The organism is Blautia wexlerae (assembly GCF_013300825.1).
GTDB classification, from domain to species: Bacteria; Bacillota; Clostridia; order Lachnospirales; family Lachnospiraceae; genus Blautia_A; species Blautia_A wexlerae_B.
Genome location: NZ_JAAIMY010000021.1, coordinates 1 through 22,720, shown reverse-complemented (window position 1 = coordinate 22,720; position 22,720 = coordinate 1). Strand labels below are relative to the sequence as shown.

Sequence of the window (22,720 nt, the reverse complement as noted above, 5' to 3'; positions counted from 1 at the left end):
CTTGCAACTACGTATATCACCAGAATACTAACAAAAATCACAGAAAAAGATTGTTACTTTCGACGGTTTTGAAGAAAGATTTAGAAAATTATTGACGCGGATGTATTTCTGTGATATACATCTGGTATACGTTTGTGCGGACATAAGTGGAGGCTCTTTGGAAAGGGTAAAGAATGAATGAATTAAAAAGGGAAAGGAACAGAAAGCTATGGAAGAAAAAAACAACACTACTGTAGATATGCCGGGAAATGACGGAGAATTTATGCTGGAACCAGTTCCGATGTCGGCACGTCGTTCGACCCGAAGCCAGTTCATGGTATGGATCGGTTTTGGATATGCAGTAACCGGTCTGATCATTGGCGGAACTTTAGGCGGTTACGGTGGAACAGGCGGTATGCCACCTTCACAGGCAATGATGGCTATTATTCTTGGTATGGGAGCATTGTATCTGGTTACATGTTTCCTTGGGATTGTCGCACAGAAAACAGGGTTAAATCTTTCTTTGCTTGCACGTTTTTCTTATGGATATAAGGGAAGTGCTATACCAATGGCTGTAATGGCATTGCTGACTTTAGGGTGGTTCTCAAGTATTCTTGGAATGATTGGTGATATATGGGGAGCATTCATCGGAAATCCGACTGGAGTGATTGTATTTGACCCGTCAAAATACGGATTTTCCGGAGTAGCACCTATTACACTGGAAGTAGTAATCGCCTGCGTTTTCTGGGGACTGGTTTTCACTTTTACAGCAGTGAAGGGAATGGGAGCAATAGAAAAAGTATCAGATGTTTTTGCTCCATTGATTCTGATCGTAGCTGTTGTAGTAGGAATTATTTATGTAGTTCAGTGTGGCGGCGTTGGTGGCTTTTTGGATAAAGCAAATGAACTTCACGGACTTGGCATGGGAGAAGCAATTACTGCAGTAGTGGGAAGCTGGATTGCAGGTGCGGTTATGGGCGTTGACATGTTCCGTTTCAATAAGAGCACAAAAGCAGTCTGGGGATGTGCAGCTGCCTGCTTTATTCTTACTAATCCTATTTTAAATATTGTAGGATATATTGGCACAGTATATATTGGCAATTTTAATTATGTACTTTGGATGCTTGGCGTGAACTTTATTGTTGCGATTTTAGGTGTTGTGGTATGGACAACAGCTCTCTGGACAACAGACAATAGTGAACTTTATTGCAATGCTCTGTATACGGGCCCGTCTTTGAATGCATTTGGAATCAATGTTTCCAGAAAAAAACTGGTTATTATTGCAGGAGTTATAGGAACTGTTCTTGGTTCATTTGCATTTTATCAGCTGTTTTTTGCAAATTTCATTAATATTCTGGGATCTATGGCTCCGCCATTATGTGCGCCGATCCTTGCAGATTATTTCGTAATTGGAAGAAAGAATAAAGACAAATACAATATGGAACTTTTAAATAAACATCCAAATTTCCGCTGGGCAGGGGTAATCTCTTTTGCTGTAGGAGCAATCTTAGGATTTGTATTCCAGTATAAGATAACTCTTCCTTTAGATTTACCGTCAGGTCTGGTTGCAATGGTAATTTCCTTTATCGTTTATATTGTTATTTATAAAATGACACCAGATGCAGCGGTGGATGAAAAGCTTGTTTCAGGATTGAAAAAATGAAGCGTATTTTATTGATATTAACAGGAGGTACAATTGCCTCTGTAGAAACTGAACAGGGGCTGCGTCCGGGAATCTCGGAAGAAGAACTTAGAGAAAGCCTGTCTGGCATAACAGATTTCTGCCAGGTAGAAATACTGTCTCTGCTGAACGTAGACAGTACTAATATTCAACCGGAACACTGGCAAATGATCGTTCAGGCGATAGAAAAGCGTTTTGACTGTTATGATGGATTTGTTATCACCCATGGTACGGATACGATGGCATATACAGCGGCAGCTCTTTCATATATGATTCAAAATCCTCACAAGCCGGTTGTGATCACAGGAGCACAAAAACCTCTGGTTAAAACGGTTACAGATGCCCGCAAAAATCTAAGAGACAGCTTTCGCTTTGCATGTGAAGAAAATGTAAATGGTGTTTTTCTGATATTTAACGGAGAAGTAATACTGGGCACACGCGCCAGAAAAGTACGTTCCAAGAGTTTTAACGCTTTTGACAGTATCAATTATCCCATTGTGGCATTTATAGATAATGACAGAGTAATTCGTTATGTAGATATATCAGGTGACTCCGGTCCAACCAGCTTTTATTCCCGTTTGGTGCCCAAAGTATTTCTTTTGAAGCTTGTTCCGGGAATCACACCAGATATATTGGATTACATCAGTAATCATTATGAAGCAGTAGTTATAGAAAGTTATGGGGTTGGTGGAATTCCGTTTGCAGATGAAAGAAATTTTCTGGAAAAACTGGAATGTCTTAACAGAAAAAAATGTATTGTTGTGATTGCTACACAGGTAATGCTGGAGGGAAGTGATGTAGAATTGTATGAGGTTGGATTCAGGGCAATGTCCAGATATCATCTCCTTCAGGCATATGATATGACAACGGAGGCAATAGTCGCAAAGTTGATGTGGCTTCTTGGAAAGTGTAATGATTTTGAGAGCTTTCAGAAAGAATTTTATACTCCGGTTTCCTGTGATCTCCTGAGATGCGAATAAAAAGCTATTGATAAAGAAAAGCTGCCGTCTTCACAAGTAAAATCTGTGGAGGCGGCAGTTTTTGATATGTATGGCATATCAGGAAAAGGGCAGCTTCAGGAATTCTTCCATGGCTCTGCTGATATAGCGGCCTTTCTTCCAGTAAAAAAATACAGTGCGTTTACTGCTCTGGCCGGGCAGCTTATAAAAAACAAGTTCTGAATTTGTTGGAACTCTGGAGAGCAGAAGATCCCCGATGAAAGTGATACCCATTCCCAAACATGCAATATTATAGGCAGTCATCTGCTGATCCAGGCGAAATACTACAGAAGGCGAAAAGTGATTTTCCTGACAAATGGTAAGTGCACGCTTACCGGTATCATTATCTGAACGAAGAATAATAAATGGTTCGTTCTCGAATTTGTTTAATGGAACAGAAGGAATATGAGAAGAACGGAACTGCCCGTTCCGGATTTCCTCAATAGGAATCTGATATTCCTGCAGTCTGGTATTGATTGAATAATTTTTGGGAACTGCAAGAAGAAGTTGTTCTTTCCGGTAGATATAATGTTCAAAAATCTGGTTATCCAGAATACAGTTATCAATCATCAGATCTAACTTTCCGGCCTGGAGAAACTGGGATAGCTTTGCTGTACTTTCTTCTACAAGAGAAATTTGAACAAGGGGGAATTTTTGGGAAAAATCAGCAATAAGGGGAGGCAGAATCCACGAAGAAAAAAAGTTACTGCCACCTACATTAAGAGTTCCTGTTTTGAGATTTCCCAGATCCAGTAGGTAGTTTTCGAGATTATTTTCAATATCCATGACTTTTTCAATAGCCTGTATATAATGTTTTCCGACTTCAGTTAACTGTAAAGGTTTGGTACTTCGATCAAAAATAGGATAACCAATGCGGTTTTCCACACGTTTTACATTTGCACTTAAAGAAGGCTGCGAAATGAAAAGAGCAGCAGCAGCTTTGGAAAAGCTTTTTTCCTTGTATACCTCATAGATGTATTCCATTCCCTGAAACATATAAACTCCTCTGATATATAACTTAAACACTATATATTTTATAAAAATATATGTATTTGATTATATTATAACAGAGATATATAATGAGGGCAAATACATGGGAGGGCGAATAACTATGAAAAAAACAGACTATCGTGTAGAAAGGGATTCTATTGGTGTAAAGGATATTCCGGAAGATGTATATTATGGAGTACAATCCTTACGTGCGGCTGAAAATTTCCACATTACGGGGCTGAATATGCATCCGGAAATCATTAACAGTCTTGCATACATAAAAAAAGCAGCAGCGATAACCAATTGTGAGGTGGGGCTTCTTGAGAAGAAAAAAGCACAGGCGATTGTCCAGGCATGTGATGAAATTGTTTCAGGAAAATTCCATAATGAATTTATTGTGGATCCTGTTCAGGGAGGAGCTGGCACATCTTTAAATATGAATGCCAATGAAGTAATTGCAAATCGTGCGATTGAGATACTGGGAGGAAAAAAAGGCGATTATACAATTATAAATCCTAACGATGATGTGAATTGTGGACAGTCTACCAATGACGTTATTCCTACTGCCGGTAAAATGACTTCTCTTCGTTTGTTGCAGAATCTGAAAAAACAGCTTCTTCGCCTCTATGATGCTCTTAATGAAAAAGCTACAGAGTTTGATCACATAATAAAAATGGGGCGTACACAGATGCAGGATGCAGTACCAATTCGTCTGGGACAGGAATTTAAGGCATATTCGGTAGCAATCATGCGTGATATTCACAGAATGGATAAAGCAATGGATGAAATGCGGACTCTTAATATGGGAGGTACTGCTATTGGAACAGGAATTAATGCAGATGAGGGCTATCTGAGAAGAATTGTTCCAAATCTCACTGAAATATCGGGAATGGACTTTATACAGGCTTTTGATCTGATTGATTCCACTCAGAATCTGGATCCATTTGTAGCCGTTTCCGGTGCTGTGAAAGCATGTGCAGTAACTCTTTCCAAAATGTCAAATGATCTCCGTCTGATGTCCTCCGGTCCACGTACTGGTTTTGGAGAGATTAATCTTCCGGCAAAACAGAATGGTTCCTCTATTATGCCAGGTAAAGTTAATCCGGTTATTCCTGAAGTAGTGAATCAGGTTGCTTTTAATATTATTGGTAATGATGTTACCATTACTATGGCTGCAGAGGCTGGTCAGCTGGAATTAAATGCGTTTGAGCCGATTATTTTCTATTGCATGTTCCAGTCTATCGATACTCTTGGCTATGCAGTCCAGACATTGGTGGATAATTGTATTGTAGGAATTACGGCAAATGAAGAAAGATGCCGTTATCTGGTAGAAAACAGTGTAGGTATTATCACTGCAATCAGCCCCCATCTTGGATATCAGAAGGCTGCGGATATTGCAAAAAAGGCAATTAAGACAGGCGAATCTGTAAGAAGTCTGATTCTGAAAGAAAAGCTTATGGACGAGGATGAACTTAATCGTATTCTGGATCCGATCCATATGACGGAACCTGGTATTTCCGGAAAAGATTATCTTATAAAAAAATAAAGAAAAAAACAGGCGGGAAAATTTTCCCGCCTGTAAAATCGTCTGGACACATATCATATATAAATATGATTTTTATATTTTTGAATTATTCGATTGATTTCAACCGGATTAGAACAGACCTGTGATCTTACCTGTCTCGTCTACGTCGATTCTCTCAGCAGCCGGAACTTTAGGAAGACCTGGCATTGTCATGATCTCGCCTGTAAGAGCTACGATGAATCCTGCACCTGCGGAAATCTTCAGGTTACGTACTGTAACCTCGAAGTCAGTAGGAGCACCCAGTTTAGTCTGATCATCTGTTAAGCTGTACTGAGTCTTAGCTACACAGATCGGGCAGTTGCCGAAGCCAAGAGCTTCTAACTGTTTCGCCTGTTTCTGAGCGTTAGCTGTCAGAACTACTTTCTTACCGCCATATACTTTCTGAACGATCTGGTTCAGTTTGTCTTCGATAGAACCTTCCAGTTCATATGCATAGGAGAAGTCGTTTGGTTCTTCAACAAGACGGATAACTTCTTCTGCAAGTTTGATTCCGCCTTCGCCGCCTTTTGCCCACACTTCAGAAAGAGCAACGTTAACGCCCAGTTCTTTACATTTAGCTTCTACAAAGTCAAGCTCTGCTTTTGTATCTGTAGGGAATGCGTTGATAGCAACAACACATGGAAGTTTGTATACGTTTTTGATGTTGGAAACGTGTTTTAACAGGTTCGGGATACCTTTTTCAAGAGCTTCCAGGTTTTCATTGTTAAGGTCAGCTTTAGCAACACCGCCGTTGTATTTCAGGGCACGTACTGTAGCTACGATTACAACTGCGCTTGGTTTTAAACCAGCCATACGGCATTTGATATCAAGGAATTTCTCAGCACCAAGGTCAGCACCGAAACCAGCTTCTGTGATTGCATAATCAGCAAGCTTCATAGCCATCTTTGTAGCTGTTACAGAGTTACATCCATGAGCGATGTTTGCGAATGGTCCGCCATGTACGATTGCAGGAACGTGTTCCAGAGTCTGTACAAGGTTTGGTTTCAGAGCATCTTTTAACAGGGCTGTCATAGCGCCTTCTGCGTGAAGGTCACCTGCTGTTACAGGTTTCTGCTCGGAAACTTTTCCGTATGTATATCCGATGATGATCTTGGATAATCTTTCTTTCAGGTCTTTGATGTCGCTTGCAAGACAGAGAACTGCCATGATTTCAGATGCAACTGTGATGTCGTATCCGTCTTCACGAGGCATACCGTTTGTCTTTCCACCAAGACCATCTACTACGTTACGAAGCTGACGGTCGTTCATATCTACACATCTTCTCCATGTGATCTTACGTGGGTCGATGTTTAATGCATTGCCCTGGAAGATATGGTTATCGATCATAGCTGCCAGTAAGTTGTTAGCTGCGCCAATGGCATGGAAGTCACCTGTGAAGTGAAGGTTAATATCTTCCATAGGAACAACCTGTGCATATCCGCCGCCTGCTGCACCACCTTTTACACCGAATACCGGTCCTAAGGATGGCTCACGAAGAGCTACCATAACACTCTTGCCAAGTCTCTGCATACCATCTGCAAGACCTACAGTAGTAGTAGTTTTACCTTCTCCTGCTGGAGTTGGGTTGATAGCTGTAACGAGGATTAATTTTCCATCCTTCTTATCACTTTCTTTCAGAAGATTGTAGTCGATTTTTGCTTTGTATTTTCCGTACTGCTCCAGATATTTGTCGTCAATACCTGCTTTCTCTGCGATCTGAGTAATTGGAAGCATCTCGCATTCCTGTGCAATTTCAATGTCTGATTTGAATCCCATAATTGTTTTTCTCCTTTCGTTTCCGCATAACATGAAAAACTTCTGTTGCTGTTCACTCCGCGATCAGCAACAATTATTAATTGAAAGAAGTATTGGCCGGTCTGCCTGGTATTCCTGATTTCTGCCCTGAAAGTTATAAAAAAAGGCCAGTATCTGAATATTTCAAATACTGCCCAGACGGTCGGCTCCCACAAACCTCCGACTCCACGTGGTTTGCACTCCACTCTTTCCGTCAGTACTCGAAGGTTCTTTCAATTGATGAATACAATATATCATTTTGAGAAAAAAATGTCAAGAAAATTTTGTTGAAACGTCAAAAAATGTGAGTAAACTGGATAAAAGTTGTGCAAATTGATAAGAGAAGAGAATTGTAATCCCTGGTCATGAAAGAAAATACGTTTTCTCAAGGGAAGAAATTGTTAAAAAATAAACACAGTTTTCCCTGATAAATGAAGAAAATATAAAAAGCGGGTAAAGACTGTACAAAATATGGAAAATGGAATTGACAACAGTTCAGAAGATATGTTATTCTCATCTTTAGTATGAAAAGACACTATCGTTTTCATGCAAATATTTGCTCACATTCAGAGACAGTTTCTGAATGTTAAGCCATACGGACAGGCGGGGCAGTTGCCGGGTGGGAGACACCACATTATTGATTGAGTTAGGAGCTCAAATTTTATAAGTTGATTATTTTATAATAATCAGTGCGTAAGCACACATCATCTTGTGAAACGGTCAATAAGAGCATAGCATATATTTGCCAGCGATTGAAGACGACAGCAGTCATGAATATTTCAGAATACGGGAACAGGCACAGGATACAGACGGATTTATACGGGAAATCCGGTCAGTATATAAAGAGACAGAGCCTGAGAAATTCTATAGATCATGAGAGAAGCAGATGGTGAATGAACTTATCTGCTTCTTTTTTTGTGCAGATATAGCAAATATAAAGGATATGGTTGGAGATAAACGCTTTGCGAGGATGTGTCTCACATGCGTTCGACTTGAATATATAGAGAAATAATTGAATCATTGTGCCGGTTTTGAGGCAGTATACAATTGCTGAATGATAGAACTGTATTTGCCGGTACATGACGACAGGAAAAGAGGAACATGTCAAATGGATTATGAAAGACAACAGCATGCGCCCATATATGAAGCACTGGAACGTTTCCGAAAGAAGAGAGTCGTTCCCTTTGATGTGCCGGGACATAAAAGAGGAAGAGGAAATCCGGAGCTTGCACAGTTGCTGGGAGAGAAATGTGTGGGGTTGGATGTTAATTCTATGAAGCCACTGGACAATCTCTGCCACCCGGTTTCGGTGATCAGAGAAGCGGAGGAGCTTGCAGCAGATGCTTTTGGCGCAGCGCACGCATTTCTTATGGTAGGAGGAACCACATCTGCAGTGCAGAGCATGATCCTGTCTGTCTGCAAGGCAGGGGATAAGATCATTCTGCCGCGAAATGTACATAAAAGTGCCATCAATGCCCTGGTACTGTGCGGTGCAATTCCGGTTTATGTAAACCCGGAGGTGAATGCGCAGTTAGGCATTTCCCTTGGCATGGAAGTCAGCCAGGTGGAGAAGGCTATGGATGAGAATCCGGATGCGGTGGCGGTTCTTGTAAATAACCCTACCTATTATGGAATCTGTTCGGATCTGCGGACTATCGTAAAGAAGGCTCATGCAAGAGGAATGAAGGTGCTGGCAGACGAGGCTCATGGAACCCATCTTTATTTCGGCAGAAACCTTCCTGTATCCGGAATGGCGGCAGGTGCTGACATGGCGGCAGTTTCCATGCACAAATCCGGCGGAAGTCTGACACAGAGTTCGCTGCTGCTTTTGAATAAAAGTATGAATGCAGAGAAAGTGCGCCAGATCATCAATCTGACTCAGACTACAAGTGCTTCTTATCTTCTGTTGTCCAGTCTGGATATCTCCAGAAGAAATCTGGCACTCAGGGGAGAGGAATCCTTTGAAAAGGTTGCAGGGATGGCGCAGTATGCCAGAGAGGAGATCAATGAGATCGGCGGTTATTATGCATATGGCATGGATCTGATCAATGGAACCAGTGTTTTTGATTTTGATGTTACAAAACTCTCCATTTATACACTGGGAAATGGGCTGGCAGGTATTGAAGTTTATGATCTTCTCAGAGATGAATATGATATTCAGATCGAGTTTGGAGATATCTGTAATATTCTGGCTTACATTTCCATCGGAGACAGGCTTCAGGATATTGAGAGACTGGTAGGGGCACTGGCTGATATTGAACGTCTGTATAAGAAGGACAGCACAGGTATGCTTTCCGGGGAATATATCGCACCTGCAGTGGTGGCGTCTCCACAGCAGGCATTTTATGCGGAGAAAGAATCTCTGCCCATGGAACAGGCGGCAGGCAGGATCAGCGGTGAATTTGTTATGTGTTATCCTCCGGGAATCCCGATTCTTGCTCCTGGAGAAATGGTGACACAGGAAATTGTAGAATACATTCTTTATGCAAGAGACAAAGGCTGTTCCATGCAGGGAATGGAGGATCCGAAGGTAGAACATCTTCAGGTCCTGAAAGGGGGTATCTGATCATGGAATTATGGTATTCCGAGTTCCATACAGGAAATGTAAAGCTTTCTGTCCGGATTAACCGACAGTTATTTTCAGGGGAAAGTGAATTTCAGAGAATCGATGTGTTTGAGTCTGAAGAATTTGGGAGATTTGTGGCTCTGGACGGTGAGATCGTATTCTCTGATAAAGATGAATTTATTTATGATGAGATGGTTACGCATGTGCCAATGACAGTACATCCCAATGTAAAAAATGTTCTGATCATCGGCGGCGGTGACGGTGGAGTTGCCAGAGAACTGATCCATTATCCACAGATTGAGAGCATTGATGTGGTGGAATCCGATAAAATGTTTGTGGATGTATGTGCGGAGATGTTTCCGGATATTGCCCAGGGACTGAAGGATGAGAGAGTCAACATTTATTATGAAGACGGCCTTCGGTTCCTGCGGAATAAAAAGGCCAGATATGACCTGATCATCAATGATTCCACAGATCCGCTGGGACATACAGAGGGACTTTTTACAAAGGAATTCTACGGAAGCTGTTATACGGCTCTCAGAGATGACGGAATCATGGTTTATCAGCATGGAAGTCCTTTTTATGATGAGGATGAGGTGGAATGCAGAAAGATGCACAGAAAGGTTTTCCGGTCATTTCCGGTGAGCAGGGTTTATCAGGCACATATCCCTACCTGTCCCTCGGGATACTGGCTTTTTGGATTTGCATCAAAGAAATATCATCCACTGGAAGATTTCAGGCCGGAGAGGTTTGATGATCTTAATATAGAAACATGGTATTATACAACAAACCTTCACAGAGGAGCATTTATGCTTCCAAAATATGTAGAAGATTTACTGGAAGAGGAGGAAAACAGTTTATGAGCAGATTATTGGTAATCGGATGTGGCGGGGTAGCTTCAGTGGCAATTCGCAAATGCTGTCAGAACAGCGATGTTTTTACAGAGATTATGATCGCAAGCAGGACAAAGGAAAAATGCGATGCACTCAAAGAGAAGATTGAAAGTACAACGAAGACAAAAATTGAGACAGCAAAGGTAGATGCGGATAATGTAGCAGAGGTCGCAGAATTGATCAGAGCCTATAAGCCGGATGCTGTCCTGAATGTGGCACTTCCATATCAGGATCTTACCATCATGGATGCATGTCTGGAAGCCGGTGCGGATTATATTGATACTGCCAATTATGAAGCAGAGGATACAGAAGATCCCACATGGCGTGCAATCTATGAAAAGAGATGTAAAGAAAAAGGCTTTACTGCATATTTCGATTATTCCTGGCAGTGGGCTTATGATGAGAAATTTAAGAAAGCAGGACTGACTGCTCTTCTGGGAACCGGTTTTGATCCGGGCGTTACCAGTGTATTCAGTGCTTATGCCCTGAAGCATTATTTTGATGAAATCCATACCATTGATATTCTGGACTGTAACGGCGGTGATCATGGATATCCTTTTGCCACAAACTTTAACCCGGAGATCAATCTTCGAGAGGTTTCCGCAAATGGTTCCTACTGGGAAGACGGACATTGGGTAGAAACAGAGCCTATGGAATTTAAATCTGTCTACGATTTTCCTGAGGTAGGAAAGAAGGATATGTATCTTCTTCATCATGAAGAGATTGAATCACTGGCAAAAAATATTCCGGGAGTACAGAGGATCCGTTTCTTTATGACATTCGGACAGAGCTATCTGACACATATGAAATGTCTGGAAAATGTAGGAATGCTTTCCACCGCACCTGTGGAATTTAATGGACAGGAGATCGTGCCGATCCAGTTTTTGAAAGCTCTTCTGCCGGATCCTGCATCTCTGGGTCCGAGAACAGTGGGTAAAACAAATATCGGCTGTATTTTCACAGGTGTTAAGGACGGAAAAGAGAAAAGTATTTATATTTATAATGTATGTGATCATCAGGAATGCTATAAAGAGGTGGAATCCCAGGCAATCTCCTATACAACAGGTGTTCCGGCTATGATCGGTTCCATGATGGTAGTGACCGGACAGTGGAAGAAGCCGGGTGTATTTAATGTGGAAGAATTTGATCCGGATCCATATATGGAAGCACTGAACAAATGGGGACTTCCATGGAAAGTCTGCGAAGATCCTGAACTGGTAAAGGTCTGGAAAGCAAATGAAGATTGATCAACTGCAAACTCCCTGCTATGTGATCGATGAGAAGAAGATGCGGGAGAATCTGGAGATTTTGAAAAAAGTCCAGGAGGATACCGGGTGTAAGATCCTTCTGGCGCAGAAAGCGTTTTCCGGCTTTGCCCTGTATCCCATGATCGGAAAATATCTGGCAGGTACCACTGCCAGCGGTCTGTTTGAGGCAAGGCTTGGACATGAAGAGATGGGGAAAGAGAATCATGTTTTTTCCCCTGCTTACCGTACAGAAGATATAGAGGAACTGGATCGGATCTGTGACCATATTATTTTTAATTCCACAGCACAGCTGAAGAAATTTAAAGATGTGTGTACCAGAGCCAGTCTGGGACTCCGTATTAATCCGGAATGCTCCACTCAGGGGGAGCATGCAATCTATGATCCCTGTGCGCCGGGTTCCAGGCTGGGGGTTACCAGAGAGAACTTTGACGGGGAATGTCTGAAATGGATCGACGGACTGCATTTCCATACGCTCTGCGAACAGAATGCAGATGACCTGGAGAAAACATTGCAGGCGGTAGAGGAGAAGTTTGGAGAATTTCTGTCTGAGGTTTCCTGGTTGAATATGGGCGGCGGACATCATATTACCAGAGAGGATTATGATGTAAAGCGACTGGAAAAATGTATTCGGCATATGAAGGAAACCTATGATCTGGATATTTATCTGGAGCCCGGGGAGGCTATTGCCCTGAATGCCGGATATCTGGTGACAGAGGTTATGGACATTGTGGAGAATGGAATCGGAACGCTGGTTCTGGATGCTTCTGCAGCCTGCCATATGCCGGATGTGCTGGAGATGCCCTATCGTCCGCCTCTTAAGGACAGCGGGGAAGCAGGGGAGAAGGCATATACCTACCGCTTATCTTCCTGCACCTGCCTGGCAGGAGATGTAATCGGAGATTATTCCTTTGACAGAGAAATCCGGATCGGGGACAAGCTGTATTTTATGGATATGGCGATTTATTCTATGGTGAAGAATAATACATTTAACGGTATGCCGCTGCCGGATATTGCGGTTATGCATGAGGACGGAGAGTGTGAGGTTATCAGACATTTCGGATACGAAGACTTTAAGAGCCGGCTTTCCTGATATCTGCCGGGCTATCAAAGAAAAGGAGACAGACATGGAAGTTACAGAGAAGAACAGAAAAAAATATCGTATGCCCGGAGAATTTGAGCCTCATGAGGGATGTGTGATGATCTGGCCGGAACGTCCCGGTTCCTGGAATTATGGGGCAAGGGAAGCACAGAAAGCATTTGTGAAAGTTGCAGAGGCTATTGGAGAGAGCGAAAAGGTGTATATGCTGGTTTCCAAAGCTCAGATGGAGAATGCAAAGAATCAGCTTGGGAATGTTTCCGGTGTGACTTTGCTGGAATGCGAGACAGATGACGCCTGGGCCAGAGATGTGGGAGCAACCATGGTTCTGGATGAGAAAGGGGCGGTCTGTGGAGTTGACTGGCAGTTTAATGCCTGGGGAGGAGACTTTGATGGACTTTACCGGAACTGGGAGAAGGACGACAGGGTGGCTGCCTTTATCTGCAGGACTCTCGGTTGTCCATGTCTGGATGCCAGACCTTTTGTGCTGGAGGGCGGTTCCATCCATTCTGACGGAGAGGGGACTCTGCTTGTTACAGAGGCCTGTCTTCTGAGTCAGGGACGCAATCCTCAGATGAGCAGGGAACAGATAGAGGAACAGTTGAAGTACTGGCTCGGTGTCCACAAGATTATCTGGCTTCCATGTGGAATCTATCAGGATGAAACCAATGAGCATGTGGATAACGTGTGCGCTTTTGTAAGGCCTGGAGAGGTTGTGCTTGCATGGACAGAGGATGAGACAGATCCGCAGTATGCCATGTCTCTGGCTGATCTGAAGGTGCTGGAACAGGAAACAGATGCAAAAGGCAGAAAATTTAAGATTCATAAGCTTCCGATTCCTCAGAAACCGGTTTGCCTTACCCGGGAAGATGTGGATGGTTTTGTGTTTGAAGAGGGAGAAGACGAACGGGAAGCCGGAGAACGGATGGCTGCCAGTTATGTGAATTTCTATATTTCCAATGGAGGGATTATCCTTCCTCAGTTTGGGGATGAAAATGACAAAAGGGCAGTGGAGATTCTGCAGAAGTGTTTTCCGGAGAGAAGGATTTATCCCATTGATGCCAGAGCCATTATTGTCGGCGGTGGGAATATTCACTGTATTACCCAGCAGATTCCCGGAAAGAATATCTGACCTTGATGCAGAAAAACTTTGAGAGTCATGTGTTTGAGGGTTATTACCTGAAAGTTATGAAAAAACTTACTTATGTAAACAGGAGCAGGAGGAACAGACAGGATGAGAAATGTAACAGTGGCAGCAGTTCAGATGAAATGCAGTAAAAGTGTGGAGAAAAATATTGCCCATGCAGAGGAACTGGTGCGTCAGGCAGCAGCAAAGGGAGCTGAGATTGTTCTTCTTCCGGAGCTTTTTGAACGGCCCTATTTCTGCCAGGAGCGCAGATATGAGTATTATGAATATGCGCAGACTGCAGAGGAAAACCCTGCAGTGCGTCATTTCAGCAGGGTAGCGGCAGAGCTGGGGATTGTGATTCCGGTCAGCTTTTATGAAAAAGAGGTCAATAATACTTATAACAGCGTTGCGGTTCTGGATGCAGATGGGAAGAATCTTGGCGTTTACCGGAAAATACATATTCCGGATGACCATTATTATCAGGAAAAATTCTATTTCACACCGGGAGATACCGGCTTTAAGGTCTTTGACACCAGATTTGGAATCATTGGAGTTGGAATCTGCTGGGATCAGTGGTTCCCGGAAACGGCAAGATGTATGGCGTTGCAGGGAGCGGAGTTTCTCTTTTATCCTACTGCTATCGGAAGTGAACCCATCCTGGAATGTGACAGCATGGAACACTGGAGAAGATGTATGCAGGGACACGCTGCCTCCAATCTGATCCCTGTAATCGCTGCCAACAGAATCGGTGAGGAAACAGTAGAGCCATGTCCGGATAACGGCATGCAGAAATCTGCTCTTAATTTTTATGGTTCCTCTTTTATCACAGACAACACAGGTGCTCTCTGCGCAGAATTGCCCGGAGGGGAAGAGGGGGTGCTTGTAAGCACTTTTGACCTGGATGCATTAAAGGCAGACAGACTGAACTGGGGACTTTTCAGAGACCGCAGACCTGAAATGTATGCAAAAATTGTCGGGAAATGATGTATGAGTTTAGTTATTGTTCACACACCACTATCCCGCGAGGTGTTTTGGCATGAATATGCCAAAATCCCGAGACATACAAGCCAAAATTCATTCCATTGCCGCAGGTAATCTGGAATGAATTTTGGCTCAGTTACTGAGAACGGAGTGAACAGTAACTGAGTTTATAAGAATTTCATAAAAAGTTTATGATTATATTAGTTGCTACCTGCGGTATATATGGTAAAATAAGAGTACTACTGATAACGGAGTGAGCAGTAGAGTTTTGACATGTATTTCTGGCAAAATGGAGTGTAAAAAATGAACAGAAAAGAATTTTTGGAAATCCTGAGAAGCCAGCTTGCCGGTCAGATGCAGGAGGGCAAAGCAGCGGCACATATCAGGTATTATGAAGATTATATACAGTCTCAGGTACGTGGCGGACGTTCAGAGCAGGAAGTATTGCAGGAACTGGGAGACCCGCATCTGATAGCAAAGACTCTGATCGATACAGATGATGGAAGTACACAGGAAGATTACGGAGAGTATTCTTCTTACGGAAGCAGTTATGGCAATGAGACAGAGCTTCCTCATCAGCAGGAGAAAAGATGGAAAAAAGTAATCGATCTTTCTACCTGGCATGGCAGGGCCATCGTTATTGCTGCAGCAACCGTTATAATTATTTTACTGATTCTGGTAATCGGAGTTGCGATTCCATTCTTTATTATCCTTGCAATTATTCTTTATTTTCTTTCATGGCTGAAGAAAAGAAATGATCAATGAAAATCTGTGCAGGATTTCAGGAAAGAAACCCTGCGCGGAATCTTAAAAATCTTAAATCTTATAATAATTCATAATTCTGAAGCCGATGAAGATGCGGCTGTCAATTTATTTCTATTCTCTAATCCTGTCAGGTGCAGGAAAATCCCACATTTATTTTTATCTGGAAAGGAGACAGAAAATGAAACGTAACTTAAAATGGAAGGAACGTCTGGGAGCTTTACTGCTCGCAGTGCTGTTTGTCATGCAGGCAATATTGAGTTTTTTGCCGATGGATATGGTGCAGGCTGCTGCAAAAGGGATAGAAATATGGCAGACAGATCAGACGGTGGATTATGGATACCGTTTTAATATGAAGTACCAGCCAGGCATTACCACATATGAAATCTTTGGGTGCGATAACAAGGACAGGGATGCTTTTTCTGATCATGGAAGAAGCGACAGAGATGCAGAAACTGTGAGAGTATCAGAGGACTATAAGCCGGGAAGTGCCGGAATCCGTTATAATAATGTTGGAAGAGATGCTGCCGGGAATATTGTGGATGTACGTCTTAGTCTTATGGGAGTTGAGAATGCGGAGAGACGTTATGACATCCGTACACCCATAACAAAAACAGAGAATGCCGGAGGGATAAGCTTTGGCTGGGAGAATAATGAGTCCTATCCGGTTGTTGGCTTTTCCAGAAACAGTATTGGAGTTTTTATTTACTCTGTAGGATCTGCAAAGGTTAATTTCCAATTTCTGAAACATGGGACAGAAGAGGTACTGTCGGTTCGTGGTCATGGAACAATCAGGGATATAGATGCTGCACAGGCAGTAGAAATCCCGTCTGACAGCAATCTGGATCAGATCTATATTCTGTCAGATAATGATTTCCTTAAAGTAAACGGAAATTATGTGGGTTCCCAGAATGTTGCCATAGAGCCTGATGATCAGAAAGGCTGGATGAATATGCTGTATGACACAGATAATTTTAATCTTGTGTTCTCGCATCAGGAAAAGCTCGATATGTGGGATGCCAGCAGAGAAGCCAGCATTGAAAAAGCAGGTTCTAAAGAGAAATGGGCACAGGGAGTAATCAGAAAATATGTGGATGGCTCAGGAAACTCCTATTGTCTGAACTTTCAGGGACAGAAGTTTTGTAAGGGCTTTGCTTATTTTGATTTTACCTCATACTGTTTTGGAGACATTGAGATGAAGAAAGCTCCACAGAAAAGAGTAGGAGAGGTTGACAGTACCTGGGAACAGGCATCTGTCGCAGCGAAAGATCAGCCTTTTACAGCAGTACAGGGGGAAGAGTTCCAGTATATGATCCAGGCTGAAGTAACACCAAATAAACTTCGCTCATTTGTGATTCAGGATACATTGGAGGAATGCCTGAAAATAGAGGATACTTCAAAGATACATATCATAAATGATACAGGTCAGAATGTGACAGATCAGTTTGATACAGCTATTGAAGGACAGAAGATAATCTGCAGTGCAAAAGCAGAAAGCCTTCAGGAGGAAGCTTTTACAGATAATCAGACTTATACATTTATTCTGAAAGTACAGATGAGACCGGAATCCGAAATTAATATTTCAAAATACATTGCAGAGGACGGATATACGCTCCTGATACCTAACCATGCGTCTATGAGCTATGAACGTATGAGTGGCACAGGGGATACCATGGATACAGATATTGTATGGGTAAAAAGTGTAATTTCTCCGGAACTTGAAGTGGCAAAAAATGTGTCTGCATATGAATGGAAAGTAGGAGACACTGTAGATTATGAAGTTACGGTTTCTCAGACAAAACCGGATGTAAGGGCATTGAATGTTGTGGTCACAGATGAAATACCGGCATGTCTGCAGCTTCTGGAAGGACAGTATGCAACAGAGACAAATGCGGAGAACTGTATACTGACCAGAATCGGAGACAATGGCTGGAAGGCAGAATGCCCGTCTCTGAAATATGGGGAAAAGATTACAGTCCGATTTAAATGCCAGGCTTTGGACACTTCAAATGGAATGGAGTGGGAAAATATTGTTTCTGCTACAGCCGATAATCTGATCAATTCAGACACAGGAGAGCAGGAAACGCGTAAAGATCTGGCAGAAGTATGGCCCAACAGTCCGAAATTTGAAATCAGTAAAACAGCCGATAAATATGAATGGCAGACAGGAGAGCAGGTTACCTACAGGATTGTGGTAAACAATGTGTCTGCAGGAACAATTGCGAAAGATGTGAATGTAACTGATATTAGTCTGCCTCAGGGACTGGTGCTTGCAGGCGGTGCTGACAGTGTGGAGGTTCTGGGAGTACAGAAACAGATCAATTATCCTGTACCAGATAAGAAAACAGGACAGGCATATGAAACAAGACAGGTAGAGACCGGATTGGATGCAGACGGAAATGGTTTTACTTTCTATTGTTCTTATCTGCCATACAGTACACCTGTGACAATTATTTTTCATTGCATTGCACAGGAGGAAGCTAACGGACATGAGAGTGTGAATGCAGCATCTGTAAAAGCTTCGAATGCAGAAGAAAGAGCAGATGATGCAGAGGTTTATGTAAATTCAGGAGAGTTCTGGATAGAGAAAACAGCGGATCATTATGAATGGCAGGTGGGAGAACAGGTACAGTATAATGTAGTGGTAGAAAATAAAAAAGAAGGTACCATAGCGAGAAATGTAACAATCTGGGACACACAGATGCCGGAAGGTCTTGTTCTGACATCTGCTGACAATGTATCCGTTATCGGAATTCCACAGAGTGTTGTGCAGCCTGTAGCAGGAACAGAGGATGTGCCCAACCAGTTGAATCCGGAGCTTTACAATGAAACATCAGAGAAGCAGGTTGGCTATGAATTTCTTCAGGAAGGTACAGGATGGAGATTGAATATCTCAGATCTTCCGGCAGGAGTTCCGGTCACAATTTCTTTTATCTGTACAGTTGCGGAAGAAGCAAATGGCATGGAGAGTATCAATATAGCTAATGTACAGGCACAGAATACAGCACCTGCACAGGATGATGCGGAAGTTTATGTAAACACGGCAGTTCTCTCTATTGATAAGAGTTTCCAGAATCCATATCAGGCAACCGGTGACGGACGTGTTGAAAATGAATTCCGTGTTGGAGAACAGGTGAATTATCGGGTTACCGTAAATAATCTTCAGAAAGGATCTATAGCCAGAAATCTGGTGATCAGTGACCTTTCCCTTCCGGAAGGGCTGGCTCTGGATGGAGAAGAGGGAGCAGTTACAGTAAGCGGAGTACCATCTGTGATCCAGTATCCCACAGCAGGTACTGATGATGCGGGAAATGAACTGAATCCTGAGAATTATAAGGAAACTGTAGAAAAACAGGTGAACTGTCAGGTGACACGTCAGGGTACGGGATGGATTGTAACAATCTCGGATCTTCCGTATCAGATACCTGTTACAGTTAATTTCCGCTGTACAGTACAGGAAAGTGTCAATGGCATGGAAATTGTAAATACTGCTCAGGCATATGCAGATAATGCCCAGACGGTCAAAGACACTTCTAAGGTATGGATAAATACCCCGGTTCTTAAGGTAGAGAAAAATGCAGATAAACCGTCATATAAATATGGGGATATCATTACATACCGCATTGTTATGACTCAGGAACAGACTGGTTGTGTGGCGCGTGATGTTGTACTTAATGATGTGATTGATACACAGGGAGTACGCCTTTTGAAGGATTCAGTGATCCTCATGGATGAGAATGGCAATGTGACAGATGCAGAAGTACAGATCAATGATGACAATACATTTACAATGAATACGGGAAAAGCACTGATTAAAGATAGCAGATACAGTATCTGTGATAATGACAGAGGAGGTCTGGCTGAACAGGTAATGTATAATCCTCTGGACTGCCAGACTCAGAAGAAAATGATCGTAGAGTATCAGGTGGCAGTGATCGATGAAATGCTGGCAGGACAGAAAGTGCACAATACAGCAGTGATAAACAGCAGAGAAAATATACCGGCTTCAGATGAAGAAGAAGTTGAGGTACACAGCCCGGTTCTGGAGATCGTTAAGGAATCCGATAAAAAAGAGTATTTATCCGGCGAAAAAGGATATTATAAGCTGACTGTAAAACAATTAAGAGAAGATATCACAGATAAAAACATCGTGATTGAAGATGCATTTGAAACGGAAGGTATAACACTTATAAAAGACAGTATTTTTGTAAAGAAAAATGATGTGGAACTAAAAGATATTAAGGTAGAAGCATCTGAAACAGGTTTCAGGATTGAAACAGGAACAACACTTTCTGATAAGGATAAAATTGAGGTTTGCTATGAGGTTATATTTGAGACAGAGAGTACGGAGCAGACAAAAGTTGTAAATACAGCCAGAGCAAAAGGAGATATTTCGCCGGAAACATCTGCGCAGAATGAGGTATATATAAAAATGGTTCCCAGGCCATCTGTAACTCCGACTCCGACTGAAACACCGAAACCGTCTGAAACACCGAAACCGTCTGAAACACCATCTCCGGCACTGACACCAACACCTGTACCTGCAACTACTCCGGGAACCTGTCCGAAAATGACACCTGCACCGACAAAAACACCTGTACCGTCATATAATAACGGAAACAGTGGAAGCAATGGAGGCAGTTATGGAAATTCCGGTGGATATTCTTCAGGTTATGGAAGCTATCAGAATGGTTCTGTAGCAGGAAGCTCCAAAACAGGAGATACCAGACCGTTTAGAGTAATGGCTGTGCTTGGTGTACTTGGACTGATACTGCTTGCCGGTGGAGTACTGATATACAGAAAATCTCTGACAGGCAGGAAAAATATCAGAGGCATACGTCGGAAATGAAGAAACTGAAGACGTTTGCTGTAAGCGTGATCGCAGCATCACTGGGACTTTTGATATACTGTGGCGGATTTTATATAAAAAGCTATGAACAGAATCTTGCAGCAAAGCAGGGATATGAAGAAATTGCTGATATAGCAGCAACATCAGATGGAGAAAAAATACCAAAAATAGAAAAGAAAGATGGATCATCTTCAAAAGAAAAAAGTAAATCCGAAAAGAAAAGAAATAAAAAGAATCAGAAAGATACGGACAAAGCAGATAAGATCAGGGAATCCTTCGGGATTTCCTGGGAGAATTTAAGAAAGATCAACTCCCAGGTGGCTGCCTGGATTACCATACCGGGAGCTGATATTTCTTATCCTGTTGTACAGGGAACAGATGATGAATATTATCTGAGGCATAATTTCAAAAAAGAAGAAGACTTGTTTGGCTGCATTTTTCTTGAACATAATAATAAAAAAGATCTCACAGGTTCCCACAGTATTATTTACGGTCATAACATGGAAGGAAATATGATGTTTGCCAATCTGAACCGTTATGAACAGCCGGAATTTCTGAAGTTGTGTCCGGAGATAGAGATTCTGACGCCGGAGAGAAAATTTCTGTACAGAATTTTTTCTGTAGAACAGGCATCTTCACACAGTCCGGCATTTGAATATGGATATGAGCTGTCAAGTAGTGCATACAAGAGACAATTGTCTGTATTGAAAAACAATTCCATGTATGATACAGGCGTAGAACCGAATGAAACAGAGAGAATGGTGACGCTGATAACCTGCAATTCACATCTGGATAAGGAAATTCGTATGGCAGTACACGGAATCTGTTATGAAATAGAGAAGGCTGAGTAGAAAAAACTAATGAAAAATCCCCCGATATTTTGTATAATTTATGCATAAAAAACAACTTGTTCGTATGTGCGTACAAGTTGTATGCTAAATACAGGAGGGAAGAAGACATGACAGATAATGGAAAGCCGAAATATTTCTCACTGATGGAACAGCTCAGAAGTGATATTGTATCAGGAGCTATCCGGCCGGGAGAGAAGCTTCCTTCAGAAAACGAACTTTCACAGAAATATTCCCTGAGCAGACATACAGTCCGCAAGGCACTGGGAATCCTGGAACAGGATGGATATGTGGAGGCATTTCATGGAAAAGGCACTTATTGCTCTGAGAATATGCGTCATATCAAGAAATCAAAGAATATTGCAGTAGTTACCACATATATCTCTGATTATATTTTTCCGAGACTGATACAGGGAATGGATAATGTCCTTTCAGAAAGTGGTTATAGTATTATCCTGAAAAATACAGCAAACAGCAGGCAGAAAGAAGCCAGATGTCTGGAGGAACTTCTGAAGAAAGATATTGACGGGCTGATCATTGAACCAAGTAAAAGTGAGATGATCTGTAAGCACAGAAATCTTTATCAGAATCTGGACAAGTTTGAAATCCCATATGTGTTCATCCAGGGAATCTATTCAGAAATGCGGGACAAGCCGCATATCCTTATGGATGATGCGCAGGGAGGTTATCTTGTGACAAAATATCTGCTGCAACTGGGACATAAGAAGATTAAAGGTTTCTTTAAGGCAGATGATATGCAGGGACTGGAACGTCACAAAGGATATGTGAAGGCATTGCAGGAAGCCGGGATTTCCTATGATCCGGATGACGTTGTCTGGTTTCATACAGAAGACAGAAAAGTAAAACCCGCATTAATGGCAAAAGAAATGGTGCAGAGCGGGCAACTTCCGGATGGAATTGTCTGCTATAATGACCAGATAGCTGTTCAGGTTATGGAAGAACTGGAAAAGCTGGGGGTCAGAATACCGGATGATATCTCAGTTACCGGTTATGATAATTCGCTGTATGCACAGCGTGGAAACGGAATCACAACGATTGCCCATCCTCAGGAAAAGCTGGGAAAAATGGCAGCAGAACTGATTCTGGAAAAAATTAATGGAGTTCCCGAGGAAGAGAGCAGGGTTGAAAGACTGATTCATCCGGAACTGATTATCAGGGGCTCATGCAGAAAGAAATAAAATGTATCTGTTCATTAATTTACGCAATAGAATAGCGGACGTTACTGTTCACTCCGTTCACAGCAACGTAGCCAAAATTCATTCCAGATTGCCTGCGGCAATGGAATTTTGGCTTGTATGTCT

Annotated in this window: 15 protein-coding genes and 1 riboswitch; of the genes, 13 read left to right on the top strand and 2 right to left on the bottom strand. The window is 42.3% G+C overall.

Translation table 11 applies throughout. From position 1 onward, the window contains the following. The first annotated feature begins 208 nt into the window (after positions 1 to 208). A complete protein-coding gene (locus tag G4417_RS11290) occupies positions 209 to 1,642 on the top strand; it encodes a purine-cytosine permease family protein (RefSeq protein ID WP_173683512.1) in 1,434 nt (477 codons plus the stop codon). After that, positions 1,639 to 2,640: an asparaginase gene (locus tag G4417_RS11285; protein ID WP_173683511.1), complete on the top strand. Its 1,002-nt coding sequence runs from the start codon at positions 1,639 to 1,641 to the stop codon at positions 2,638 to 2,640. The genes G4417_RS11290 and G4417_RS11285 overlap by 4 nt, the downstream gene beginning before the upstream one ends. A 78-nt stretch (positions 2,641 to 2,718) precedes the next feature. On the opposite strand, the gene G4417_RS11280 is transcribed toward G4417_RS11285, so the two are convergent. Then, on the bottom strand, positions 2,719 to 3,654 hold the full coding sequence (locus tag G4417_RS11280; protein ID WP_173683509.1) for a LysR family transcriptional regulator: 936 nt from the start codon (positions 3,652 to 3,654) through the stop codon (positions 2,719 to 2,721). Positions 3,655 to 3,751: 97 nt separating this feature from the next. Between G4417_RS11280 and G4417_RS11275 the strand changes: the two genes are divergently transcribed. Further along, entirely contained in the window at positions 3,752 to 5,194 is a 1,443-nt protein-coding gene (locus G4417_RS11275) for an aspartate ammonia-lyase (RefSeq protein WP_008708134.1), read from the top strand. 108 nt (positions 5,195 to 5,302) lie between these two features. Here the strand turns inward: G4417_RS11275 and G4417_RS11270 are convergent, their stop codons facing one another. Beyond that, on the bottom strand, positions 5,303 to 6,988 hold the full coding sequence (locus G4417_RS11270; protein ID WP_008708136.1) for a formate--tetrahydrofolate ligase: 1,686 nt from the start codon (positions 6,986 to 6,988) through the stop codon (positions 5,303 to 5,305). Between the two features lie 164 nt (positions 6,989 to 7,152). Next, a riboswitch (ZMP/ZTP riboswitch) is annotated at positions 7,153 to 7,238 on the bottom strand. Between the two features lie 876 nt (positions 7,239 to 8,114). Between G4417_RS11270 and G4417_RS11265 the strand changes: the two genes are divergently transcribed. From G4417_RS11265 to G4417_RS11220, 10 genes are all read left to right on the top strand, one after another. Further along, positions 8,115 to 9,572, top strand: coding sequence for an aminotransferase class I/II-fold pyridoxal phosphate-dependent enzyme (locus G4417_RS11265; protein ID WP_022380826.1), 1,458 nt, complete (start codon positions 8,115 to 8,117; stop codon positions 9,570 to 9,572). Between the two features lie 2 nt (positions 9,573 to 9,574). Then, complete coding sequence (gene speE, locus G4417_RS11260; protein WP_173683508.1) at positions 9,575 to 10,435, top strand: polyamine aminopropyltransferase; 861 nt, start codon at positions 9,575 to 9,577, stop codon at positions 10,433 to 10,435. Further along, on the top strand, positions 10,432 to 11,712 hold the full coding sequence (locus tag G4417_RS11255) for a saccharopine dehydrogenase family protein (protein ID WP_173683506.1): 1,281 nt from the start codon (positions 10,432 to 10,434) through the stop codon (positions 11,710 to 11,712). The genes speE and G4417_RS11255 overlap by 4 nt, the downstream gene beginning before the upstream one ends. Beyond that, the gene (nspC, locus tag G4417_RS11250) at positions 11,702 to 12,823 is read left to right on the top strand and encodes a carboxynorspermidine decarboxylase (protein ID WP_173683505.1); all 1,122 of its coding nucleotides are present in this window, start codon (positions 11,702 to 11,704) and stop codon (positions 12,821 to 12,823) included. The genes G4417_RS11255 and nspC overlap by 11 nt, the downstream gene beginning before the upstream one ends. Positions 12,824 to 12,857: 34 nt before the next feature. After that, a complete protein-coding gene (gene aguA / locus G4417_RS11245; RefSeq protein WP_173683504.1) occupies positions 12,858 to 13,961 on the top strand; it encodes an agmatine deiminase in 1,104 nt (367 codons plus the stop codon). Between the two features lie 102 nt (positions 13,962 to 14,063). Further along, positions 14,064 to 14,942 carry an N-carbamoylputrescine amidase gene (aguB, locus tag G4417_RS11240; protein WP_173683502.1) on the top strand — a complete coding sequence of 293 codons (879 nt, stop codon included), beginning with the start codon at positions 14,064 to 14,066 and terminating at the stop codon, positions 14,940 to 14,942. Between the two features lie 300 nt (positions 14,943 to 15,242). Next, on the top strand, positions 15,243 to 15,704 hold the full coding sequence (locus tag G4417_RS11235; RefSeq protein WP_173683501.1) for a DUF1700 domain-containing protein: 462 nt from the start codon (positions 15,243 to 15,245) through the stop codon (positions 15,702 to 15,704). A gap of 178 nt (positions 15,705 to 15,882) precedes the next feature. Further along, positions 15,883 to 20,550: an isopeptide-forming domain-containing fimbrial protein gene (locus tag G4417_RS11230; protein ID WP_243872133.1), complete on the top strand. Its 4,668-nt coding sequence runs from the start codon at positions 15,883 to 15,885 to the stop codon at positions 20,548 to 20,550. Continuing rightward, positions 20,547 to 21,401 (top strand): class B sortase, encoded by an 855-nt coding sequence (srtB, locus tag G4417_RS11225; protein ID WP_173683497.1) that lies wholly within the window; start codon positions 20,547 to 20,549, stop codon positions 21,399 to 21,401. Before G4417_RS11230 ends, srtB begins: the two co-directional genes overlap by 4 nt. 107 nt (positions 21,402 to 21,508) lie before the next feature. Then, positions 21,509 to 22,597, top strand: coding sequence for a GntR family transcriptional regulator (locus G4417_RS11220; RefSeq protein ID WP_173683496.1), 1,089 nt, complete (start codon positions 21,509 to 21,511; stop codon positions 22,595 to 22,597). Positions 22,598 to 22,720 lie beyond the last annotated feature (123 nt).

Excerpts from the sequence above, each read along its gene's own strand:
- nspC (WP_173683505.1), top strand. The coding sequence starts at position 11,702 with ATGAAGATTGATCAACTGCAAACTCCCTGCTATGTGATCGATGAGAAG.
- G4417_RS11265 (WP_022380826.1), top strand. The coding sequence starts at position 8,115 with ATGGATTATGAAAGACAACAGCATGCGCCCATATATGAAGCACTGGAA.
- G4417_RS11255 (WP_173683506.1), top strand. The coding sequence starts at position 10,432 with ATGAGCAGATTATTGGTAATCGGATGTGGCGGGGTAGCTTCAGTGGCA.
- G4417_RS11270 (WP_008708136.1), bottom strand. The coding sequence starts at position 6,988 with ATGGGATTCAAATCAGACATTGAAATTGCACAGGAATGCGAGATGCTT.
- G4417_RS11290 (WP_173683512.1), top strand. The coding sequence starts at position 209 with ATGGAAGAAAAAAACAACACTACTGTAGATATGCCGGGAAATGACGGA.
- speE (WP_173683508.1), top strand. The coding sequence starts at position 9,575 with ATGGAATTATGGTATTCCGAGTTCCATACAGGAAATGTAAAGCTTTCT.
- aguB (WP_173683502.1), top strand. The coding sequence starts at position 14,064 with ATGAGAAATGTAACAGTGGCAGCAGTTCAGATGAAATGCAGTAAAAGT.
- G4417_RS11220 (WP_173683496.1), top strand. The coding sequence starts at position 21,509 with ATGACAGATAATGGAAAGCCGAAATATTTCTCACTGATGGAACAGCTC.
- G4417_RS11235 (WP_173683501.1), top strand. The coding sequence starts at position 15,243 with ATGAACAGAAAAGAATTTTTGGAAATCCTGAGAAGCCAGCTTGCCGGT.
- srtB (WP_173683497.1), top strand. The coding sequence starts at position 20,547 with ATGAAGAAACTGAAGACGTTTGCTGTAAGCGTGATCGCAGCATCACTG.
- G4417_RS11285 (WP_173683511.1), top strand. The coding sequence starts at position 1,639 with ATGAAGCGTATTTTATTGATATTAACAGGAGGTACAATTGCCTCTGTA.
- G4417_RS11280 (WP_173683509.1), bottom strand. The coding sequence starts at position 3,654 with ATGTTTCAGGGAATGGAATACATCTATGAGGTATACAAGGAAAAAAGC.
- G4417_RS11230 (WP_243872133.1), top strand. The coding sequence starts at position 15,883 with ATGAAACGTAACTTAAAATGGAAGGAACGTCTGGGAGCTTTACTGCTC.
- aguA (WP_173683504.1), top strand. The coding sequence starts at position 12,858 with ATGGAAGTTACAGAGAAGAACAGAAAAAAATATCGTATGCCCGGAGAA.
- G4417_RS11275 (WP_008708134.1), top strand. The coding sequence starts at position 3,752 with ATGGGAGGGCGAATAACTATGAAAAAAACAGACTATCGTGTAGAAAGG.